The sequence below is a fragment of the Massilia eburnea genome, from assembly GCF_050709955.1.
Classification (GTDB): Bacteria; Pseudomonadota; Gammaproteobacteria; order Burkholderiales; family Burkholderiaceae_D; genus Rugamonas; species Rugamonas eburnea_A.
On the sequence record NZ_JBNZFX010000002.1, the window covers coordinates 228079 to 247308 of the forward strand.

The window sequence follows — 19230 nt, forward strand, 5'->3', positions numbered from 1 at the left end:
CAGTTCAGTAAAGGATTCTTTGTGGCACGAATTATTGTAGTTACGTCCGGCAAGGGCGGTGTCGGCAAAACGACTTCCAGCGCCAGCTTCTCCACCGGCCTCGCCATGCGCGGCCACAAAACCGTCGTCATCGACTTTGACGTCGGCTTGCGCAACCTGGACCTGATCATGGGTTGCGAACGACGCGTTGTGTATGACCTGATCAACGTGGTGCATAAAGAAGCAACCCTGAACCAGGCCCTGATCAAGGACAAGCACTGCGAGAACCTGTACATCCTGCCGGCGTCCCAGACCCGCGACAAGGATGCCCTGACTGAAGACGGCGTGGAAGGCGTGCTGGCTGAGCTGATCAAGATGGAGTTCGAGTACATCATCTGCGACTCGCCGGCTGGTATCGAACACGGCGCCCTGATGGCGCTGACCTTCGCCGACGAAGCCCTGATCGTGACCAACCCGGAAGTGTCGTCAGTGCGTGACTCCGACCGCATCCTGGGCATCATCCAGGCCAAGTCGCGCCGCGCGCTGTCCGGCGGCGAGCCGGTCAAGGAACACCTGTTGATCACCCGTTACTCGCCGAAGCGCGTAGAAGCGGGCGAAATGCTGTCATTTGAAGACGTGCAAGAGATTCTGCGCATTCCTTTGATCGGCATCATCCCTGAGTCGGAGCAAGTACTGCATGCTTCCAACCAGGGTAACCCGGCAATCCACTTCAAGGGAACCGATGTGGCCGAAGCCTACACCGACGTGGTGTCGCGCTTCCTGGGCGAAGAAGTTGAGCTGAAGTTTACCGACTATGAAAAGCCTGGTTTCCTGAAGCGTATCTTTGGAGCTAAATAATGGCCCTGCTTTCTTTCCTGTTCCAGAACAAGCCGAAAACGGCCAGTGCGGCGAAGGAGCGCTTGCAGATCATCATTGCTCGCGAGCGTAACGGCCGCGCCGGTCCGGACTTCATGCCGGCGCTGCACAAAGAGCTGGTTGACGTGATCTCGAAGTACACCAAGGTGTCGGCTGACGATATCAAGATCTCGCTGGACCGCCAGGGTAACCTGGAAGTGCTTGATGTGAACGTGGTCCTGCCGGACGCCTGACATCGGGGTCAGACCCTTGGGTCTGACCCAGCCTTACCGGTTTTGACCCGCAACCATCACCTGCCGCGCCACCTTGGCGCAAGCTTCCACGTGCTGGTAGCCTATCTGCCGGAAGGCAAAGAAACCAATAGTAGCTGACGCAATTTGACCGGCAATGGGCACCAGTTTGCCCGCCTGTTTGGCTGCGATCTTGCCCGCGCTGCGCTTCAACACGACCGCAACCAGTTCGCGTGTGACGACTTTCCCCACCAGCATCCCGCCCAGGCTGATGACCGCCTCGTACGCGATCAGCTTCAATTTGGGCTGCATGCGGTCGATCTGGTCCGGCGACAGGCCGAATTCGTGGTTCACGTCGTCGATCAACTGGGTGAACAGGCGCAGGTCAGACACGACGTCGATACCGGGGATCGGCACCGCCGCAACCCCGGCCGAAACCGCCGCGCGGCGCCGTACCAGGCGCCGGCAACGTTCGCGTACGGCATCGATATCCACCTCGGTGGAGGGCAACACAGTCCAGTCATTTTTCATGTTTCGCTCCCCATTCGACTTGCAGAATAAGACCTGTTCCATTGTGCTAGCCTCCCAAGCAGTGTACCGTGTGATAGAGGGACAGCCTCGCACGGCACCCGACAGAGTAGTACCATACGGCAATCTTTGATCAAATTGGTAACTATTTCTTGTAAAACTCTGTTATATTCGTGTGACTGCTTCTTAACATTTTGCTGTAAAGAACCATGAGAATCGTTGTCCTTGATGCTGACCGAAGCCAGGCGGACCTGATCTGCCAGGTCCTGACTTCTGCTGGTCATGCCTGCCATGGCTACCAGACGGCCAAGGACCTGCTTGCCAATATGCGCAAGGACAGCGTCGATATGCTGATTCTTGACTGGCAGGTTACCGATATGGATCCTGCCGAGGTAATTCGCAAGGCCCGCGAAAAACTGCCTGAAAACGGCCCTGTGATGTTCCTGACCACCAGTTCCGGCGAAGACGATATCGTGGCCGGCCTGTCGGCCGGCGCCGAAGACTTCCTGGTCAAACCGCTGCGCCGCGCCGAATTGGTGGCGCGCGTCCAGGCCCAGTTGCGCCTTGCCTATCCGAGCCAGAATGGCGCCGAGCAATTGCAATTCGGCCAATACGTCTTCGAAACCCGCCCTGGCCGCTTGTTGATGGATGGGCAAGTGCTGGATGTCACGCACAAAGAGTTTTACCTGGCGCTGCTGTTTTTCCGCAACATTGGCCGTCCGCTATCGCGCGCCTACATCCATGAAGCGGTCTGGATCCGCGAAACCGAGGTGCCGTCGCGCACCATGGATACCCATGTTTCCCGCGTTCGCAATAAACTGCAATTGAAACCGGAAAACGGCTTCCGCCTGGTACCGGTATATAGCTACGGCTACCGGCTGGAAAAGCTCGGCTCCTAAGAGCGAAACCAGCTCAAGGTATAATGGCGTCTGGAATCTTCCGTCTGGACCAAGATGCAACTGCTCGCCGTCGGCCTCAACCACACCACTGCACCCGTCGCGCTGCGCGAACGGCTGGCGTTCGCGCCTGAGCAGCTGGGCACGGCGGTGGCGGCCGCACGCAACTGGTTTGCCTGCGCGGATTCGAAAGGCGGCGACGAAGCGGCCATCCTGTCCACCTGCAATCGCACCGAGCTGTACGCGGCCAGCAATGCCGCCCACCCGCTCGACGCCGGCGCGCAATTCCTGGCCGACTTCCACAAACTGAATTACGCCGAGCTGCGCCCGCACCTGTACATGCTGCCGCAACATGACGCCGTGCGCCATACCTTCCGCGTCGCTTCCGGCCTGGATTCAATGGTGCTGGGCGAGACCCAGATCCTGGGCCAGATCAAGGATGCGATCCGCACTGCCGACGAAGCGGGCGGCCTCGGCACCTACCTGCACCAGCTGTTCCAGCGCAGCTTCTCCGTTGCGAAGGAAGTGCGCAGCACCACCGAGATCGGCGCGCATAGCGTATCGATGGCCGCGGCGGCCGTGCGCCTGTCGCAACGCATCTTCGACAAGATCTCCGAGCAGCACGTGCTGTTCATCGGCGCCGGTGAAATGATCGAGCTGTGCGCCACGCACTTCGCGGCGCAGAATCCGAAATCGATCACGGTTGCCAACCGCACCATGGAACGCGGCGAAGCGCTGGCGCACCGCTTCAACGGCAAGGCCATGCGCCTGGCCGAACTGGGTAGCCAGCTGCAGCAATACGATATCGTCATTTCCTGCACCGCTTCTTCGCTGCCGCTGATCGGGCTGGGCATGGTGGAACGCGCCATCAAGGCGCGACGCCACAAACCGATGTTCATGGTCGACCTGGCCGTGCCGCGCGATATCGAGCCGGAAGTGGGCCGCCTGAACGACGTCTTCCTCTACACCGTGGATGACCTGGGCAAGGTGGTGCAGACCGGCATGGAAAACCGCCAGGCTGCGGTCGCGCAGGCCGAGGCGATTATCGAAACCCGCGTGCAGTCCTTCATGCACTGGATAGACGACCGCGCCGTGGTGCCGGTGATCCAGGGCCTGCAGGAAAACGGCGAAGCGATTCGCCTGATGGAACTTGAACGCGCGCGCAAGCTGCTGGCCAAGGGCGAATCGGCCGATGCTGTGCTGGAGGCATTGTCCAAAGGCCTGACCGCGAAATTCATGCACGGTCCGCAGCAAGCGCTGCATCGTGCGCAGGGCGACGAGCGCGCCCAACTGGCCGAACTGCTGCCACAATTGTTCCGCGGCCGCCGTTAGCGGCGCCACACTTCTTCCTGCCGCCCCTGCGCGGCTACCCGTGCTACCCCTCGAATTCAGGAACGTATGAAACCATCAATGCTGGCCAAGCTGGACCAATTGGCAAACCGCCTTGTCGAACTGGACGAACTGCTGATGTCCGAAGGCGCCACGTCGAATATGGACAGCTACCGCAAGATGACGCGCGAGCACAGCGAGCTGCAGCCGCTGGTGGCGCTATACAAGGATTACCTGCAGGTGCTGGGCGATATCGACGACGCGCAAGCCATGCTGTCCGATCCGGACATGAAGGAATTCGCGCAGGAAGAAATCGAGGCCGGCAAAGCGCGCCTGGGAGGGCTGGAGCTTGACCTGCAGAAGATGCTGCTGCCGAAGGATGAAAACGACGAGCGCAATATCTTCCTCGAAATCCGCGCCGGTACTGGCGGCGATGAATCGGCTCTGTTCGCGGGCGACCTGCTGCGCATGTACACTCGCTTTGCCGAGCGTTCACGCTGGCAGGTGGAGATTGTGTCGGCATCCGAAAGCGACCTTGGCGGCTATCGCGAAGTGATCGTGCGCATTATCGGCAATGGCGCCTACTCCAAGCTGAAGTTCGAATCGGGCGGCCATCGCGTGCAGCGCGTGCCGGCGACCGAAACCCAGGGCCGTATCCACACGTCCGCCTGCACCGTGGCGGTGATGCCGGAAGCGGATGAGGTGGAAGACGTCCATATCAACCCGGCCGACTTGCGCATCGACACCTACCGCGCATCCGGCGCCGGCGGGCAGCACATCAACAAGACCGATTCGGCGGTGCGCATCACCCACCTGCCATCGGGCATCGTGGTGGAATGCCAGGACGACCGCTCGCAGCACAAAAACAAGGCTTCGGCGATGAAGGTGCTGGCAGCGCGCATCAAGGACGTGCAGCTGCGCGAGCAGCAGTCGAAGGAAGCGGCCACCCGTAAGAGCCTGATCGGCTCCGGCGACCGTAGCGAACGCATCCGCACGTATAACTTCCCGCAGGGCCGCATGACCGACCACCGCATCAACCTCACGCTGTACAAGCTGGACATGATCATGGACGGCGACCTGGGCGAACTGACCACCACCCTGACCACCGAGCATCAGGCCGAACAACTGGCCGCCCTGGGCGACTAAATGTCCACCATGGGGTCAGGAACAGAAGTGGACATTTCAAGAAAATGTCCACTTTCGTTCCTGACCCCATGGTGGACATTTGCTCGGCCGTAATAATGGCAACTTAAGGATTGCGCTGGCGCTTTGTGCGAGAATTGGGCGGATTTTTAACCTTGATAACTTGATGACGATGAGCAACCGAAATGTATTGCTGGCGATCGCCTTTGTGAGCTTTGGCATGATCGGCGCGGCGATGTATCTGCAGCATGTGCTGTACCTGATGCCTTGCCCGCTGTGCGTGATCCAGCGCTACCTGTTCATCGCGATCGGCCTCGCGGCCCTGATCGGCGCCTTGACCTCCAAGCCGAAAATCGCGGCTGGCGTTGGCTTGCTGGCCGCATTGGGCGGCGCTGGCGTGGCGATCAAGCAGTTGTGGATACTGGCCCACCCTGGTTTGTCCTGCGGCATCGATCCGATGGAAACGATGTTGAACAAGATCCCGACGTCCGAGTACCTGCCATGGCTGTTCTACGCCGAAGGCCTGTGCCAGGACGCGAACGAAAAATTCCTGGGCCTGGTGATTCCGATGTGGTCCTGCATCTGGTTCGGCATCCTGGCCATCGTCACCGCGTGGCTGGTGCTGCGCAAGCGCGCATGAAAGACCAGGTAACGGCCGGCATCACGCTTGGCGCCCTGCAGCGCAAGCCCCTGCTCGATCCGGTCGACCAGCGCATCCTGGTCTGCCACGCCCTCGGCATCAGCCGCACGGCACTGATTACCCAATCCGACCGTGTGCTGAACGCGCAGGAAGCGGCGCGTATATCGGACCTGCTGCAGCGCCGCCATGGCGGCGAGCCGGTGGCGTATATCGTCGGCCAGCGCGAATTTTTTGGCCTCGATTTTGAAACCACTCCGGCGGTATTGATCCCGCGTCCCGACACGGAACTGCTGGTGGAACTGGCGCTGGTGCGCCTGCCGCCGCGCGGCAAGGTGCTGGACATGGGTACCGGCAGCGGCGCCATCGCCGTCGCCATCGCCCACAACCGGCCAGACGCCAGCGTTAGCGCGCTGGACGTGAGCCTGGACGCCCTCGCCGTCGCCACGCGCAATGCCGAGCGCAATGGCGCCAACGTACGCTTCCTGCACAGCGACTGGTACGCTGCGGTGGAAGGCGAACAGTTCGACCTGATCGTCTCCAACCCTCCCTATATCGCCGATGGCGACCGCCACCTGTCGGAAGGCGACCTGCGCTTCGAGCCTGGCGCTGCGCTGACCGACTTTGCGGATGGCCTGAGCGCCCTGCGCATCATCATTTCCGGCGCCCAGGCCAAACTGGCGCCGGGTAGCTGGCTGCTGATGGAACATGGCTACGACCAGTCAGCCGCGGTACGCGAGCTGCTGTTGTCATCCGGTTACACTGACGTGCAAAGCTGGCAAGATCTGGCTGGCATCGAACGGGTCAGCGGCGGCCGCCGGCCCGGGTAAAATACGGCAACATGCGGCTTCCGGGCCGTTTTTGGCGGTCATCGTACGCGCCTTTCGGTTTTCGGTTAATCTCGCACCAATTTGATTTGCTGCATCGGAAAGGAAGCAAATTGTCCAATCTATTGACTCGCCGCCTGGCCTTGTTGGCCGGCGATAAGCACCGTGCGGTGCTGGGCGGCGGCCTGCGCGGCATTGAACGAGAAACCTTGCGGGTGCAAGCGGATGGCCGCCTGGCGCATACGCCCCATCCCCTGCCCCTGGGCTCGGCCCTGACGCACCCGCACATCACCACCGATTACGCCGAGACCCTGCTGGAGTTCATCACCCCGGCGGAGCACGACATCAAGACTACGCTGGAAAAGCTGGATGCGATCCACCGCTTCAGCTACACCAAACTGGGCAATGAGCTGATCTGGAGCCAGTCCATGCCTTGCGAATTGCCGGGCGAAGAAGAGATCGAGATCGCGTGGTACGGCAAGTCCAACCTGGGCATGTTGAAGCACGTATACCGGCGCGGCCTGGCCCTGCGCTATGGCAAGGCGATGCAGTGCATCGCCGGCATCCACTACAACTATTCGCTGGACGAGCGCCTGTGGCGCATCCTGGCCGAGAACGAGGGCGCGACCCACGTCACGCCCAAGGCCTACCAGTCGGAAGCCTACCTGGCAACCATCCGCAACTTCCGCCGCTATAGCTGGCTGTTGATGTACCTGTTCGGCGCTTCACCGGCGCTGGCCGAAGGCTTCCTGCGCGGCCGCCCGCACAAACTGGAAAAACTGTCCGGCGACACGCTGTACCTGCCGCATGCCACCAGCCTGCGCATGAGCGACCTGGGTTACCAGAACGAGGCGCAATCCGGCCTGCATCCGCACGAAAACAGCCTGGATTCCTATGTGGCCACGCTGACCAAGGCGGTCAACCAGCCTTACGAGCCGTATGCGAAGGTCGGCACCAAGATCAATGGCGAGTGGGTCCAGCTGTCGACCAATGTGATCCAGATCGAAAACGAGTACTACTCGACCATCCGTCCCAAGCGCGTGATCAATACCGGCGAGCGTCCGATCCAGGCGCTGTGCAACCGCGGCGTGCAGTACATCGAAGTGCGCTGCATGGACGTGGACCCGTTCGAGCCGGTCGGCATCAACGTGCAGACCGGCCGCTTCCTCGATGTGTTCCTGCTGTTCACCGCGCTGGAAGAAAGCCCGCTCATCACGCCGGAACATGGCGCACTGCTGGCGCGTAATTTCGCGCGCACGGTGAAGGAAGGCCGCCGTCCTGGCCTGACCCTGACCCGCGATGGCGAGGAAGTCACTCTGAAGCAGTGGGGCCTGGATCTGCTGGAGCGCTTCAAGCCGGTGGCTGAATTGCTGGACCGCGAACACGGCGGCCGCGAACACATGGCGGCGCTGGAAGCACAGGCGGCCAAGCTGCACGATCCTGAAGTCACACCATCGGCACGCGTGCTGCAAGCGCTGCGCGAGAACGGCAAGTCGTTCACCGCTTTCGGCCTGCACCAGAGCGAAAAACATGCGGCTTACTTCCGCAGCCATCCGCCAAGCGCGGAAGATGTGGCGCGCTTCACCGAGATGGCGCGTGTCTCGATCGCGGAGCAGGAGGAGCTGGAACGCACCCAGACCGGCAGCTTCGACGATTACGTCAAGGCCTACCGCGCCAGCAACCTGTGCCCGAATCACTGCACCTGACCCTTGCTCACTTTCTTTAATGAACAGCACGCGCAGCACTTCGGCGGTACGGCCCATCTGGTAGGGTCCGTACAGGCCGAACTGGAGCGGCGCGGGCTGGGCCAGATCGTGACGCCGCAAAGCGTGCCGCTTACCGCGCTTGAACGCACGCACAGCCCACGCTACCTGGCTTTCCTGCGCAACGCATGGAGCGAATCGCAAGCGCAGGCGAAATTTGTGGGCTGGCCGGTCGTCACCGCCAATCAGTTGGCGATACGCACCATGCGCACCGATATCGAGCCGGAAGACTTGCTCGCCCGTTTCGGGCTGTATTCGATGGATACCTTCACCGGGATCGGTGCCGGCACCTGGAGTGCTGCCAAGGGCGGCGCCGACTGCGCGGTCAACGCTGCCCATGCCTTGCGGGTCGGCGAGCGCGGCACCTTTGTGCTGACGCAGCCGCAAGGCCACCACGCGGGGGCCGATTTTTGCGGCGGCTACAGCTACCTGAATAACGCGGCGCTGGCCGCGCAGCACTTGCTGGACGACGGACTGGCCAAGGTTGCCATCCTCGACCTCGACTACCAGCACGGCAACGGAGCGCAGGGCATATTTTACGAACGGGCCGACGTGCTTTGCCTGTCGATCCATGGCGACCCGCGCCAGACCTACCCTTACTTCTGCGGCCACGCCGACGAAACCGGCGCCGCTGCCGGCCTGGGCTATAACGTCAACATCCCGCTGGCGCCGGGCTCCAATGTGCAGGCCTGGTTTGCCGCGCTGGAAACGGCTTGCATACGCTTGTCGATGTACCGCCCGGAGGCGCTGGTCGTGGCCTTGGGCGGCAACATCTTCCTCGGTGAGCAGCATGGCGGCTTCGGCCTGGCGCCCGCCGACTTCCTGCGCCTTGGCGAACGCCTGGCCTGGCTTGGCATTCCCACCACGTTCCAGCTGGAAGGCGGAACGGTCCGGCGCGAACTGGGCACCAATATCGTCAACGTGCTGGAAGGCTTCGACTGCGCCATGGCCTAGGCTTAGCCGGGCAGCGCCAGCCGCGCTTCCAGGCCGCCGCCTTCGCGCTGGTGCAGCGCCAAGCTGCCGCCCATCGCGGTGGCCAGTTGGCGCGCAATCGCCAGGCCCAGCCCCGTGCCGCCGGTTTCGCGGTTGCGTGAGGATTCCAGCCGCACGAAGGGCTCAAAGACCGTTTGCAGCGACTCCTCCGGGATGCCCGGGCCGCGATCGAGCACCTTGATCACGATGCTGCTGCGATCCCCCCCCGCGCCGTCCGCGCGCGCCACGTGCACCTCGGCGCTGCCGCCGAATTTCAGCGCATTGTCGATCAGGTTGCCCAGCACCCGGCGCAGCGCTTGCGGGCGCAATTCCATCGCGTGGCCGACCGCGCCATGCAGCGTGACGTCCTGGCCTGCATCGGTGTAATCGTGCACCATGCTGTCGAACAGCGCATCGGGGTCGATGCGGGTGGGCGCCTCGGCAGTGCCGTGCAAGGTGCGTGCATATGCCACGCCTTCCTTCACCAGCTGCTCCATCGCCTGCAAGTCCTGGCGCAGCTTCGCCTGCTGCGTCTCGTCGTCCATCAGGTCGACCCGCAAGCGCATGCGGGTAATCGGCGTCTGCAAATCGTGCGAGATCGATGCCAGGATCTGGATGCGTTCCGCCATATAGCCGCCGATGCGCTGCTGCATGGCGTTGAAAGCTCGGGCCGCACGTGCCACTTCCGAAGGGCCGCTTTCCGCCAGGTGGGCGCCCTGCATGTCGGGTCCCAGCGCATCGGCGGCTAGCGCCAGCTGCTCCAGTGGACGGGTGGCGAGACGCACCGCCAGCCAGCAGCACAAGGCAAACACCGCAAGCTGCGCCACCATCAGCGCGCCAAACCAGGGCGACATCGGCACGCTGCGCATGGGGCGGAAATCGATCGTCAGCGGCATGCCGTCGCTCAATCGCAGGTGCACCTGGTAGCGTTCATGTTCGCCCAGAATCTGGTGCACGGTCAGCTTGTATTGCTTGCCGACGCCTTCCTCAAACGAGCGCACCGCATTGGCTTCCAGCACGTCCAGGTGCGGCAGCGATTCGTCGCATTCCTCCAGCCTGAATTCATAGCTGCGGCGCGCCAGGCGCGGCAGCCACTCCGCACGTTGCGCGGCAGGCAAGGCATCGAGCAGGGCTACGGAAGTGGTGACCTCGCGCTCGATATAGCCCATCATCATGTTGGTGGTCGCCTCGTTCCGCTCGCGCATGGTGAGCCAGAACGACAAGCCCTGAGCCACTGCCACGCCAAGGCACAGCAGCAAGGCCAGGCGCGCAAACAGGGTGCGAGGCCAGCGCAGGCGCATCATGCCTCTCCCGCCGTCAACGTCACGCTGGCGGAAAATACATAGCCTTCACTGCGCAAGGTCTTGATGTAGCGCGGTTCGCGAGCCGTATCGCGCAGTCGCTGGCGCACACGGCTTACCAGCAGGTCGATCGAACGGTCGAACTGGTCGGCATTGCGGCCCTGGGTCAGGTTCAAGAGCTGATCGCGCGTCAGCACCCGCTGCGGATGATCGAGGAAGACGCGCAGCAGGCGATATTCGGCGCCGCTCAGCGCCACTTGCGTGCCGTCGGCGTCAATCAGGTGGCGCGCCACCGTATCGAGGCGCCAGTCGCCGAATGCCAGCACAGGCACCGACTCGTTGACCTGCATATTCGGCGGCAGCATGCGCGTGCGGCGCAGCACCGCGTTGATGCGCGCCAGCAGTTCGCGTACGGCGAACGGCTTGGGCAGGTAATCGTCGGCCCCCATTTCGAGTCCGATGATGCGATCGGTTTCGTCATTGCGCGCGGTCAGCATCAGCACCGGAATGGCCTTGTGCTTGCCGGCCCGCAGGTCGCGGCACAGCGCCAGGCCGTCTTCGCCGGGCAGCATCAGGTCCAGCACGATCAGGTCCGGCGTGTCCTCTTCAATGACAGCGCGCATCTGGCGGCCGTTGGCTGCCAGCGAGGCGCGCAGGCCGTTTTTCTGCAAGTAGGCGCCGATCAACTCGCGGATATCGCGGTCGTCGTCAACAATCAGGATGTGGTCTTGGTTTTCCATGAAGCCATGATACCCAATGCCTGGGAGAGATTTGTATCCCAGTGTGTACAGCCGGACCAGGTACACAAAACATTGCACAGGCGGGTGTGCAGCGACATATGCCAGATACCTGCGGGCGGTCCAATGGAGTCATTCCAAAACACGGAGCTGACCATGACCAACCCGCTCGATACTCCGCTGGCCTTCCTGGCCGGCCTACTGACCATCGCTTCGCCTTGCGTGCTGCCGATGCTGCCCATCCTGCTGGGCTCCGGCGTCAACCAGCGCAACCGCCGCCGCCCGCTGTTCATCGTGGCCGGATTCATCCTGAGCTTTGCCAGTTTCGCCATGCTGCTGGGCGTGGTCTCGGCCACCATCGACGTGGCGCAGGAAGTGCTGCGCAATACCGCCATCGCCCTGCTGGCCTTGTCCGGCCTGTTCCGCCTGTGGCCGGCGCCGTATGAATGGCTGATCGCACGCCTGCCGGTGCGCGGTGCCGGCACCGCACCGCGCGAAGATGACGGCAGCAACGGCGGCGCCTTCCTGCTTGGCATATCGCTGGGTGCGGTGTGGACGCCGTGCGCCGGACCCGTGCTGGCGTCCATCCTGGTGCTGGTGGTGAAGGCGCAGGACCCGGCCTGGTCGGCCCTGCTGCTCACCTTGTACGCCATCGGCGCGGCCGTGCCGATGCTCGGGATTATTTACGGCGGCCAGTACGCCACCCAGCGCGTGCGTTCGGTCGCCCGCCATGCCCAGCGCCTGCAGCAAGTGTTCGGCGTGCTGGTGGTGGCCACCGCCATCGCGATCTACCTGCAATACGACACCCTGGCCTATTCCTGGGCCGCCCAACACCTCCCAACCCTGAAAGGACTGTGAACATGAAGAACACCCTGAAATTGCTGGCTGCCGCGGCCACCCTGCTCGGTGCCAGCGCCGGCGCCAGTGCGGCAACGGCCCCGTTCGAAGCCCCTGAGTTCAGCGGCATCAGCCAGTGGCTGAACAGCGAGCCGCTCACGATCAAGCAACTGCGTGGCAAGGTGATACTGGTTGATTTCTGGACCTATGACTGCATAAACTGTATCAACACCCTGTCCCATGTCGTGCAGTGGCACGACAAGTACAAGGACAAGGGCTTGGTCGTGGTCGGCGTCCATACGCCGGAGTACGCTTTCGAGCGCAAGACCGAGAATGTGCGCACCGCACTTAAGCGCTTTGACATACGCTATCCAGTCGCCCAGGACAACCGCTACGCAACCTGGAACGCGTACAACAACCGCTACTGGCCAGCTTTCTATTTAGTCAACAAGAAGGGCCAGGTGGTGTACACCCACTTCGGTGAAGGCCAGTACGAGCAAACCGAAGCGCGGATCCAGCAACTGCTGGCTCAAACCGAGTGAGTTCAAGATGAGCGATAAATTGTTTAAAAATAGCTTGCAATTGAATCGCACACTATCTATAGTGTGCACATGGGCAGCAAGCAAGGCCCCGGAAACTGGAAACAAATAGCACGCTAGTTAATCGCTCACTACTCACGAAAAGGAAACATCATCATGGCAAAGATCTCCAACATCCTGTACCGCGCAAACGCCACCTCCACCGGCGGCCGCGAAGGCAAATCCAGCTCCAGCGACAACGCACTGGACGTCAAGCTGACCACTCCAAAAGAACTGGGCGGCAATGGCGCGTTCGGCACCAACCCGGAGCAACTGTTCGCGGCCGGCTACTCGGCCTGCTTCATCGGCGCCTTGAAGTTTGTTGGCGGCCGCGACAAGATCGCGGTCCCGGCTGACGCTTCGATCAATGCCACCGTCGGCATCGGCCCGATCGAGACCGGCTTCGGCATCGAAGTGGAGCTGAAGATCTCCCTGCCAGGCGTAGACCGCGCCACCGCAGAAAAACTGGTGAACGCCGCCCACATCGTCTGCCCGTACTCGAACGCGACGCGCGGCAACATCGACGTCACCCTGACCATCGTATAAGCAAGCAAGGGCCCGGCAACACAAGCGGCCGGGCCCACTTAATAGGAGAAATATCATGAAAGCATTTGCAACCATCATCGCTTCCGCCGCCCTGGCCCTCTCCACTGCCGCCCAGGCAGCGCCGCCCGACAATTACAGCGGCGAAGGCTACCAGGCCGACACCAGTTTCGTATCGACCAAGACCCGCGCGGAAGTAAAGGCTGAGACCATCGCCGCCCTGCGCCGTGGTGAAATCCTGACCGGCGAACTGTATCCACTAGATTTTGCCTCCCCGATCCGCGGCAAGACCCGCGCCCAGGTGAAAGCCGAGTTGGCCTTGGCCCTGCGTGATGGCGAGATCCGCATCGAGCAGTAAGCTGGCATAAAATGGTCGCCTCCCATCAAGCGAGGCGACCAATGACTGAATGGCAGTGGCTGGACTTCAACAGCATTCCCAACGCAGACCTTTACGAAATGCTGCGCCAGCGGCAAGAGGTCTTCGTGATCGAACAGCAGTGTTTTTACTCGGATATGGACGGCTACGATCAGGCCGCCCATCACCTGCTCGGCTGGCAATCAGTCGACGGCAAGCGCACGCTGGCCGCCTACCTGCGCTGTATTGCGCCGGGCATCAAATATCCTGAAATGTCATTGGGCCGTGTGCTGACCACGCAAGCTGCGCGCGGCAGCGGCGCTGGCCGCCAGTTGATCGCGGAAGGCATCCGCCATGCGGAAGCGCTGCATCCTGGCCACCGCATCCGCATCGGCGCCCAGTCCCACTTGGAAAAGTTCTATGGCAGTGTCGGCTTCAAGGCTGTGGGCGAGCCTTATGACGAGGACGGCATTCCGCACCTGGAAATGCTGCGCTGAGCAAAAAAAAACGGCCCGCAGGCCGTTTTTCTTTTCCTGGCTCCCGCCTGCTCAAGGAGCGGTAACGGAAATCACCTCGATCTCGAAGATCAGCGGGGCATTGGCCGGAATGCTGCTGCCCTGCGCGTTGCCACCGTAGGCCTGGTCGGCCGGGATGATCAGGGTACGCTTGCCGCCTGCTTTCACGCCGAGCAAGCCCGTCTCCCAACCCTGGATGACTTTATTTTCGCCCAGCTTGACCGAGAACGGGGTCCCGGTGATACGCGAGGTATCGAAACGCAGGCCCTTTTTGTCGGTCACGTTATCGTTGTACAGGTAGCCGGTGTATTGCACCGACAGGGTGTGGCCTTTGGCCGCGGCCAGGGTGCCGGTGCCAATCACATCGTCGATAACCTTGTAGGCAGGCTGGGTGGTCTGTGCTGGTGGCGTGGCATTCACCGCGGTCAGTTCGATGTCGTACACCACACTGGTATTGGCCGGCACAAGGACGTTCCCTGCGTTATCTTTGCGACCATCCTTGCCCCATGCCAAGCTGGAATCAATCTCCAGGGTGCGCTTACCGCCCACTTTCATGCCGAGAATGCCCAGGTCCCAGCCCTGGATACGGCTATCGACGTTCAGCAGGAAGGAAAACGGCGCACTGGAGGTTTCAAACCGCGCGCCCTTCTTGTCGGCCTTGCTTTCGTCGCGCAGGTAGCCAACGTAATTGATGGTTACCAGGTTCTTGGTAGCAGCAGTGGCGCCGGTGCCGATAACGGTGTCGGTCTTTGGAACCAGCGACAGCGTCGTAAAGGAAACCACCTCCAGGTCGAAGACCACGGCAGTGTTGGCTGGTACTTGAACTTTTCCGCTTGCGTCGGTGAAGCCGGTCGGGCCGAATGCCATGTTTGCGGGGATCAGCCAGGTGCGCTTGCCGCCCACTTTCATGCCAACCAGGCCTTGGTCGATGCCGGGAATAACCGCGCCGACGCCGACGGTGACCGCGAGCGGTGCTCCGGCACGCGGAGTGATGAACGCCGGCGTGCCTTTCTTGTCTGTCTTGGTCTCGTCGTACAGGTAGCCGGTGGCATAGTAAGACACGAGGTCGCCGTTTGCCACGGCAGTGGGGCCGGTCCCGACGACTTCACCTGCCGCCATGGTGTAGGTGGGCTGTGGTGGCAGCGGGGTAGTGGTTTCGTTATTGGAACCACCACCGCAGGCCGTCAGGGCCACGGCGCAAGCCAGGGTGGCGATTGCCTTGAACATCGAGTTCTTCATTTCAATCTTGCCTATTCGTCAAATGAGTCGGGGGTAACGGAGCAGAAGTTTAGCAGACCGTTAATTCCCCCTCCACATGACGCTACTTCCGTTACAAATTAAATTTCCACTTGTGTGCCGAGTTCGATGACGCGGTTTGGCGGGATCTGATAGTAGTCCGCCGCGGCGCGCGCATTGCGCGACATGGCCACGAACAAGTGCTCGCGCCATGGCGCCATGCCGGCTCCGGGCGACGAGATCACGGTCTGGCGCGCGATGAAGAACGAGGTTTCCATCATTTCGAATTTCAAGCCTTGTGCTTCGCACAGGGCCATGATGGCCGGCACGTCCGGCTCGTCCTTGAAACCGTAGTTGATACTCAGCTGGAAGCACTCGTGCCCCAGCGGAGCGACGCGTACCTGTTCCGACGGCGGCACATAAGGCTCTTCCACGATGTGCACGGTGAAGAACACCACGCGCTCATGCAGCACTTTGTTGTGCGACAGGTTGTGCAGCAGGGCGTGCGGCACGCCATCGCTCTCGCCGCGCAGGAACACCGCAGTGCCCGGCACGCGGGTCGGCGGCGCCATGAACAGCGAGTTCAGGAAATCTTCCAGTGGAATCGCGTGCTTTTCCAGGTTCTTGAACACCAGCTCGCGGCCGGTGCGCCAGGTCAGCATGACGGTGAACAGCGCGGTACCGAGCAGCAGCGGGAACCAGCCGCCATGGAACAGCTTCAGCGCGGAGGACGAGAACAGCATCACGTCCATCACGATGAAGAAGCCGGTCGCGGCAAAGCACACCAGCAGCGGCAGGTGCCAGCGGTAGCGGATCACGAAGAAGGTCAGGATGGTGGTCGCGAACATGGTTGCGGTCACCGCGATACCGTAGGCGCTAGCCAGGTTGTCCGAACTCTGGAAGCCAATCACGGCAATCAGCACCACGATCAACTGCAGCCAGTTCACCACCGGGATGTAGATCTGGCCGATTTCGCTGGCCGAGGTGTGCTGCACGCGCATGCGCGGCAGCATGCCAAGCGCGATGGCCTGCTTGGTCATCGAGAACGAACCGGAAATCGTGGCCTGCGAAGCGATCACCGCAGCGGCGGTGGATAGCACCACCAGCGGGTACACGCTCCACGCGCCCAATTGGTTGAAGAATGGGTTGGCAATGGCGTCCGGATTGCGGATCAGCAGCGCGCCCTGGCCCAGGTAGTTCAATATCAGCGAAGGGAAGCAGACCCAGAACCAGGCCATGCGGATCGGCTTTTTGCCGAAGTGGCCCATGTCGGCGTACAGCGCCTCGGCGCCGGTAATTGCCAGCACCACGGCGCCCAGCGCAACGAAGGCGATGAAGCCGTTGTCGCGCATGAATACCAGTGCATGGGACGGCCACAGAGCATGCAGGATGGCCGGGGTTTCAACAATATTGATGGCGCCCATGACGGCCAGCGCAGCGAACCAGATCATCATGATCGGGCCGAAGAAGCGGCCAATGCCGGCGGTGCCATGGCGCTGCACGGAGTACAGGGTGACCAGTACGATGATGGTCAAGGGCACCACGTACTGTTTCAGCCCCGGGGCCGCGACTTCCAGGCCCTCGATCGCACCGAGCACGGAAATGGCAGGCGTGATCACCGAGTCGCCGTAGAACATGGTGGCGCCGAAAGTACCGATCAGCAGCAGCGGGAAATGCCACTTCGGCGCGGCCTTGTGCACCGAATTCAGCGCCAGCGCCATCAGGGCCATGATCCCGCCTTCGCCGCGGTTGTCGGCGCGCAGTACCAGGAGCACGTACTTGAGCGACACGATCAGTGTCAGGCTCCAGAAGATCAGGGAGATGATGCCCAGCAGGTTGGCTTGGTTGAGTGCCAGACCGTGGGTGGGGTCGAAGACTGTTTTGAGGGTATAGAGGGGGCTGGTACCGATATCGCCGTAGACAATGCCGATGGCGGCCAGCGTCAGCGCGGCAACGCTGCTTTTCTTATGTTCTGACAAGATTTCACCCAAAATTGGTTTTGGTGCATCGCACAATAGGCCAACTAAAAGCCTTTTGCAAGTTTTTCAGCCGCCGGTGAAAACCTGACGGATATGCTATTTTCCACCTTTACGCATAGAAAATCATCGCTCTCATGAATACCGGCATGCTGTACGCCGCAGGCGCCTTCCTGTCCTGGGGCCTGTTTCCACTGTATTTTCACGCAATTAAGAATGTGCCGGCGTCCGAAATCCTGGCGCACCGGATGGCGTGGTCGCTGCTGTTCCTGATGCTGGTGCTGGCGGTGCGCCGCCAGTGGAATTGGCTACCGCAAGTGCTGCGCCAACCCAAGGTGGTGGCCAGCTTCCTGGCCAGCGCTTTCTTGCTGAGTGCGAACTGGTTCATGTATATATGGGCGGTCAACAACGGCCATGTGGTGGATGCCAGCCTGGGTTACTTCATCAACCCATTGGTAAATGTCCTGCTGGGCATGCTGGTACTGAAGGAAACACTGCGCCGCGGCCAGTGGATTGCCATCGGTGTGGCGGCAACCGGCGTCGCCTGGCTGACGTGGCAGGCCGGCCAGGTGCCGTATATCGCGCTGGTGCTGGCCCTGAGCTTTGGCGCCTATGGGCTGCTGCGCAAGACTGCTGCGCTGGCGGCACTGGAAGGGCTGTCCTTCGAGACCCTGATCCTGTTCCCGCTGGCGGTGGCTTACCTCGGCTGGCTGGTGTACCACGGCCAGAGCGTGTTCCTGAATGCCGAGTCGGACAGTACGCGCTGGCTGCTGGCAGCAGCCGGCCCGACCACTGCCATCCCGCTGCTGTTGTTTGCGGCTGGCGCGCGCCGCATCCCGATGTCGGTGCTGGGCATGCTCCAATACATGTCGCCTTCACTGCAGATGCTGCTGGGGGTCTGGGTTTTCCACGAAGCGTTTTCGCCGACCAGGCTGGTTGGATTTGTTTTCATCTGGAGCGCTTTGGCAATCTATATGCTGGAGGGCTGGTTGACGAACAGAAAGGCGAGTTGAGTGTCGGAAAATTTTGCAGGGTTACCTCTATGACAAGCATCATTTCCATCATTCAATTGAGTTTTCCGCAATTGAATCAATGATCTAGGGAAAGTTGATTGCGTCCAGGCATGACAATTGCTTAATTCCCGGTATCACTTCGGGAGAGCATAATGGTAAGCAAAAAATTTCTGGTAGGCATCGCCGCCCTGTTCTGCGCGGCATCGGTGCACGCGGCCCCGGTCGCCCTTTCGTCCTCGCTTTCTCTGGACAATTACCTGACGACGGGCCTGAGCCAGAACTTGCAAGTCGACGTCAACAGCCTGCTGGCCGGCAGCGGCCTGTCGAGCGCCTCGATCATTTCCGGTTCCCTGACTGTGTTCGGCTATTCCGCCGCCGATTATGGCCTGACCTCCTCGGTCAAGCAGTTGAACTATTCGGTTGACCGCACCACCACGGATTGCAACAAGCAGGGCAAATGCAAGGTGGTGAAGGACAACTTCCACGTCAAGCAATTCAACGCGAAATACAGCGACAACGTAGTGGACCAGATGGAAGTGCGCACCGGCGCCACTTCCGCCTCCGACAGCGTCGACGAACACCTGGTCTCCAACACCGACAGCGGGCAGATCGAAGACAAGAAGAAACGTACCGGCTCCGAAAACGGCGGCTACAACTACTTCTACAACCAGGACATCAACCAGTACGACGCCTATCGCGGCGACTTGTCGGTGGAGTTGAACCTGGATGCGCTGGCCCTGAACGACCTGGTCGCCGACGGCATCCTGAACCTGACCATCAAGTCCTTGCTGGGCCAATTCAATATCTCCGACGTGCGCCTGGACTTCGTGGCACAAGATGCTGTTCCGCCGGCCGATGTACCTGTGCCGACCAGCCTGCTGCTGACCGGCCTGGGCCTGATCGCACTGGCCACGGTGCGCCGCCGCAAAGCATAAGCAGTCGCCTTCACGCCAGAAAGG

Annotated in this window: 21 protein-coding genes; 16 read left to right on the forward strand and 5 right to left on the reverse strand. The window is 61.4% G+C overall.

Annotated features, from left to right (window positions below):
• The first annotated feature begins 21 nt into the window (after positions 1 to 21).
• Both minD and minE read left to right on the forward strand, forming a co-directional pair.
• Positions 22 to 837 carry a septum site-determining protein MinD gene (gene minD, locus ACQ4MM_RS02440; protein WP_431475872.1) on the forward strand — a complete coding sequence of 272 codons (816 nt, stop codon included), beginning with the start codon at positions 22 to 24 and terminating at the stop codon, positions 835 to 837.
• The gene (minE, locus tag ACQ4MM_RS02445) at positions 837 to 1088 is read left to right on the forward strand and encodes a cell division topological specificity factor MinE (RefSeq protein WP_055927094.1); all 252 of its coding nucleotides are present in this window, start codon (positions 837 to 839) and stop codon (positions 1086 to 1088) included. The genes minD and minE overlap by 1 nt, the downstream gene beginning before the upstream one ends.
• Positions 1089 to 1121: 33 nt before the next feature.
• Here the strand turns inward: minE and ACQ4MM_RS02450 are convergent, their stop codons facing one another.
• A complete protein-coding gene (locus ACQ4MM_RS02450; RefSeq protein ID WP_431475873.1) occupies positions 1122 to 1616 on the reverse strand; it encodes a hypothetical protein in 495 nt (164 codons plus the stop codon).
• 206 nt (positions 1617 to 1822) lie between these two features.
• Between ACQ4MM_RS02450 and ACQ4MM_RS02455 the strand changes: the two genes are divergently transcribed.
• From ACQ4MM_RS02455 to ACQ4MM_RS02485, 7 genes are all read left to right on the forward strand, one after another.
• Positions 1823 to 2512 carry a response regulator transcription factor gene (locus ACQ4MM_RS02455; RefSeq protein ID WP_431475874.1) on the forward strand — a complete coding sequence of 230 codons (690 nt, stop codon included), beginning with the start codon at positions 1823 to 1825 and terminating at the stop codon, positions 2510 to 2512.
• A 54-nt stretch (positions 2513 to 2566) separates the two neighbouring features.
• The gene (gene hemA, locus ACQ4MM_RS02460) at positions 2567 to 3841 is read left to right on the forward strand and encodes a glutamyl-tRNA reductase (RefSeq protein WP_431475875.1); all 1275 of its coding nucleotides are present in this window, start codon (positions 2567 to 2569) and stop codon (positions 3839 to 3841) included.
• Positions 3842 to 3907: 66 nt separating this feature from the next.
• Positions 3908 to 4984, forward strand: a complete 1077-nt coding sequence (prfA, locus tag ACQ4MM_RS02465) for a peptide chain release factor 1 (RefSeq protein ID WP_431475876.1) — start codon at positions 3908 to 3910, stop codon at positions 4982 to 4984.
• Positions 4985 to 5153: 169 nt separating this feature from the next.
• On the forward strand, positions 5154 to 5621 hold the full coding sequence (locus ACQ4MM_RS02470) for a disulfide bond formation protein B (protein WP_431475877.1): 468 nt from the start codon (positions 5154 to 5156) through the stop codon (positions 5619 to 5621).
• Positions 5618 to 6448, forward strand: a complete 831-nt coding sequence (gene prmC, locus ACQ4MM_RS02475; protein ID WP_431475878.1) for a peptide chain release factor N(5)-glutamine methyltransferase — start codon at positions 5618 to 5620, stop codon at positions 6446 to 6448. Before ACQ4MM_RS02470 ends, prmC begins: the two co-directional genes overlap by 4 nt.
• A 110-nt stretch (positions 6449 to 6558) precedes the next feature.
• The gene (gene gshA / locus ACQ4MM_RS02480) at positions 6559 to 8151 is read left to right on the forward strand and encodes a glutamate--cysteine ligase (protein ID WP_431475879.1); all 1593 of its coding nucleotides are present in this window, start codon (positions 6559 to 6561) and stop codon (positions 8149 to 8151) included.
• 3 nt (positions 8152 to 8154) lie between these two features.
• Entirely contained in the window at positions 8155 to 9162 is a 1008-nt protein-coding gene (locus tag ACQ4MM_RS02485) for a histone deacetylase family protein (protein WP_431475880.1), read from the forward strand.
• Positions 9163 to 9164: 2 nt separating this feature from the next.
• Here ACQ4MM_RS02485 and ACQ4MM_RS02490 read toward each other — a convergent pair whose 3' ends face one another.
• Both ACQ4MM_RS02490 and ACQ4MM_RS02495 read right to left on the reverse strand, forming a co-directional pair.
• Complete coding sequence (locus ACQ4MM_RS02490) at positions 9165 to 10484, reverse strand: ATP-binding protein (protein ID WP_431475881.1); 1320 nt, start codon at positions 10482 to 10484, stop codon at positions 9165 to 9167.
• Complete coding sequence (locus ACQ4MM_RS02495; protein ID WP_431475882.1) at positions 10481 to 11221, reverse strand: response regulator; 741 nt, start codon at positions 11219 to 11221, stop codon at positions 10481 to 10483. The genes ACQ4MM_RS02490 and ACQ4MM_RS02495 overlap by 4 nt, the downstream gene beginning before the upstream one ends.
• A 153-nt stretch (positions 11222 to 11374) precedes the next feature.
• Here ACQ4MM_RS02495 and ACQ4MM_RS02500 point away from each other — a divergent pair, with 153 nt between their 5' ends.
• The 5 genes from ACQ4MM_RS02500 (at position 11375) to ACQ4MM_RS02520 (ending at position 14028) form a co-directional block, all read left to right on the forward strand.
• A complete protein-coding gene (locus tag ACQ4MM_RS02500; RefSeq protein ID WP_431475997.1) occupies positions 11375 to 12076 on the forward strand; it encodes a cytochrome c biogenesis CcdA family protein in 702 nt (233 codons plus the stop codon).
• A 2-nt stretch (positions 12077 to 12078) separates the two neighbouring features.
• Entirely contained in the window at positions 12079 to 12597 is a 519-nt protein-coding gene (locus ACQ4MM_RS02505) for a thioredoxin family protein (protein ID WP_431475883.1), read from the forward strand.
• 153 nt (positions 12598 to 12750) lie between these two features.
• Entirely contained in the window at positions 12751 to 13179 is a 429-nt protein-coding gene (locus ACQ4MM_RS02510; RefSeq protein WP_055927128.1) for an organic hydroperoxide resistance protein, read from the forward strand.
• A gap of 55 nt (positions 13180 to 13234) precedes the next feature.
• On the forward strand, positions 13235 to 13534 hold the full coding sequence (locus ACQ4MM_RS02515; protein ID WP_431475884.1) for a DUF4148 domain-containing protein: 300 nt from the start codon (positions 13235 to 13237) through the stop codon (positions 13532 to 13534).
• 41 nt (positions 13535 to 13575) lie between these two features.
• Entirely contained in the window at positions 13576 to 14028 is a 453-nt protein-coding gene (locus tag ACQ4MM_RS02520; protein ID WP_431475885.1) for a GNAT family N-acetyltransferase, read from the forward strand.
• 51 nt (positions 14029 to 14079) lie between these two features.
• Here the strand turns inward: ACQ4MM_RS02520 and ACQ4MM_RS02525 are convergent, their stop codons facing one another.
• Both ACQ4MM_RS02525 and ACQ4MM_RS02530 read right to left on the reverse strand, forming a co-directional pair.
• Positions 14080 to 15285: an FKBP-type peptidyl-prolyl cis-trans isomerase gene (locus ACQ4MM_RS02525; protein WP_431475886.1), complete on the reverse strand. Its 1206-nt coding sequence runs from the start codon at positions 15283 to 15285 to the stop codon at positions 14080 to 14082.
• Between the two features lie 98 nt (positions 15286 to 15383).
• Positions 15384 to 17264 (reverse strand): potassium transporter Kup, encoded by a 1881-nt coding sequence (locus ACQ4MM_RS02530; RefSeq protein ID WP_431475998.1) that lies wholly within the window; start codon positions 17262 to 17264, stop codon positions 15384 to 15386.
• A 131-nt stretch (positions 17265 to 17395) separates the two neighbouring features.
• Between ACQ4MM_RS02530 and rarD the strand changes: the two genes are divergently transcribed.
• Both rarD and ACQ4MM_RS02540 read left to right on the forward strand, forming a co-directional pair.
• Entirely contained in the window at positions 17396 to 18271 is an 876-nt protein-coding gene (gene rarD / locus ACQ4MM_RS02535; protein WP_431475887.1) for an EamA family transporter RarD, read from the forward strand.
• A gap of 152 nt (positions 18272 to 18423) precedes the next feature.
• Positions 18424 to 19206 carry a PEP-CTERM sorting domain-containing protein gene (locus tag ACQ4MM_RS02540; protein ID WP_431475888.1) on the forward strand — a complete coding sequence of 261 codons (783 nt, stop codon included), beginning with the start codon at positions 18424 to 18426 and terminating at the stop codon, positions 19204 to 19206.
• Positions 19207 to 19230 lie beyond the last annotated feature (24 nt).

What these genes read in the sequence shown, in the direction of transcription:
- minE (WP_055927094.1), top strand. Translation starts at nt 837, where the DNA reads ATGGCCCTGCTTTCTTTCCTGTTCCAGAACAAGCCGAAAACGGCCAGT.
- ACQ4MM_RS02450 (WP_431475873.1), bottom strand. Translation starts at nt 1,616, where the DNA reads ATGAAAAATGACTGGACTGTGTTGCCCTCCACCGAGGTGGATATCGAT.
- ACQ4MM_RS02455 (WP_431475874.1), top strand. Translation starts at nt 1,823, where the DNA reads ATGAGAATCGTTGTCCTTGATGCTGACCGAAGCCAGGCGGACCTGATC.
- hemA (WP_431475875.1), top strand. Translation starts at nt 2,567, where the DNA reads ATGCAACTGCTCGCCGTCGGCCTCAACCACACCACTGCACCCGTCGCG.
- prfA (WP_431475876.1), top strand. Translation starts at nt 3,908, where the DNA reads ATGAAACCATCAATGCTGGCCAAGCTGGACCAATTGGCAAACCGCCTT.
- ACQ4MM_RS02470 (WP_431475877.1), top strand. Translation starts at nt 5,154, where the DNA reads ATGAGCAACCGAAATGTATTGCTGGCGATCGCCTTTGTGAGCTTTGGC.
- prmC (WP_431475878.1), top strand. Translation starts at nt 5,618, where the DNA reads ATGAAAGACCAGGTAACGGCCGGCATCACGCTTGGCGCCCTGCAGCGC.
- ACQ4MM_RS02490 (WP_431475881.1), bottom strand. Translation starts at nt 10,484, where the DNA reads ATGATGCGCCTGCGCTGGCCTCGCACCCTGTTTGCGCGCCTGGCCTTG.
- ACQ4MM_RS02495 (WP_431475882.1), bottom strand. Translation starts at nt 11,221, where the DNA reads ATGGAAAACCAAGACCACATCCTGATTGTTGACGACGACCGCGATATC.
- ACQ4MM_RS02500 (WP_431475997.1), top strand. Translation starts at nt 11,375, where the DNA reads ATGACCAACCCGCTCGATACTCCGCTGGCCTTCCTGGCCGGCCTACTG.
- ACQ4MM_RS02505 (WP_431475883.1), top strand. Translation starts at nt 12,079, where the DNA reads ATGAAGAACACCCTGAAATTGCTGGCTGCCGCGGCCACCCTGCTCGGT.
- ACQ4MM_RS02510 (WP_055927128.1), top strand. Translation starts at nt 12,751, where the DNA reads ATGGCAAAGATCTCCAACATCCTGTACCGCGCAAACGCCACCTCCACC.
- ACQ4MM_RS02515 (WP_431475884.1), top strand. Translation starts at nt 13,235, where the DNA reads ATGAAAGCATTTGCAACCATCATCGCTTCCGCCGCCCTGGCCCTCTCC.
- ACQ4MM_RS02520 (WP_431475885.1), top strand. Translation starts at nt 13,576, where the DNA reads ATGACTGAATGGCAGTGGCTGGACTTCAACAGCATTCCCAACGCAGAC.
- ACQ4MM_RS02525 (WP_431475886.1), bottom strand. Translation starts at nt 15,285, where the DNA reads ATGAAGAACTCGATGTTCAAGGCAATCGCCACCCTGGCTTGCGCCGTG.
- rarD (WP_431475887.1), top strand. Translation starts at nt 17,396, where the DNA reads ATGAATACCGGCATGCTGTACGCCGCAGGCGCCTTCCTGTCCTGGGGC.
- ACQ4MM_RS02540 (WP_431475888.1), top strand. Translation starts at nt 18,424, where the DNA reads ATGGTAAGCAAAAAATTTCTGGTAGGCATCGCCGCCCTGTTCTGCGCG.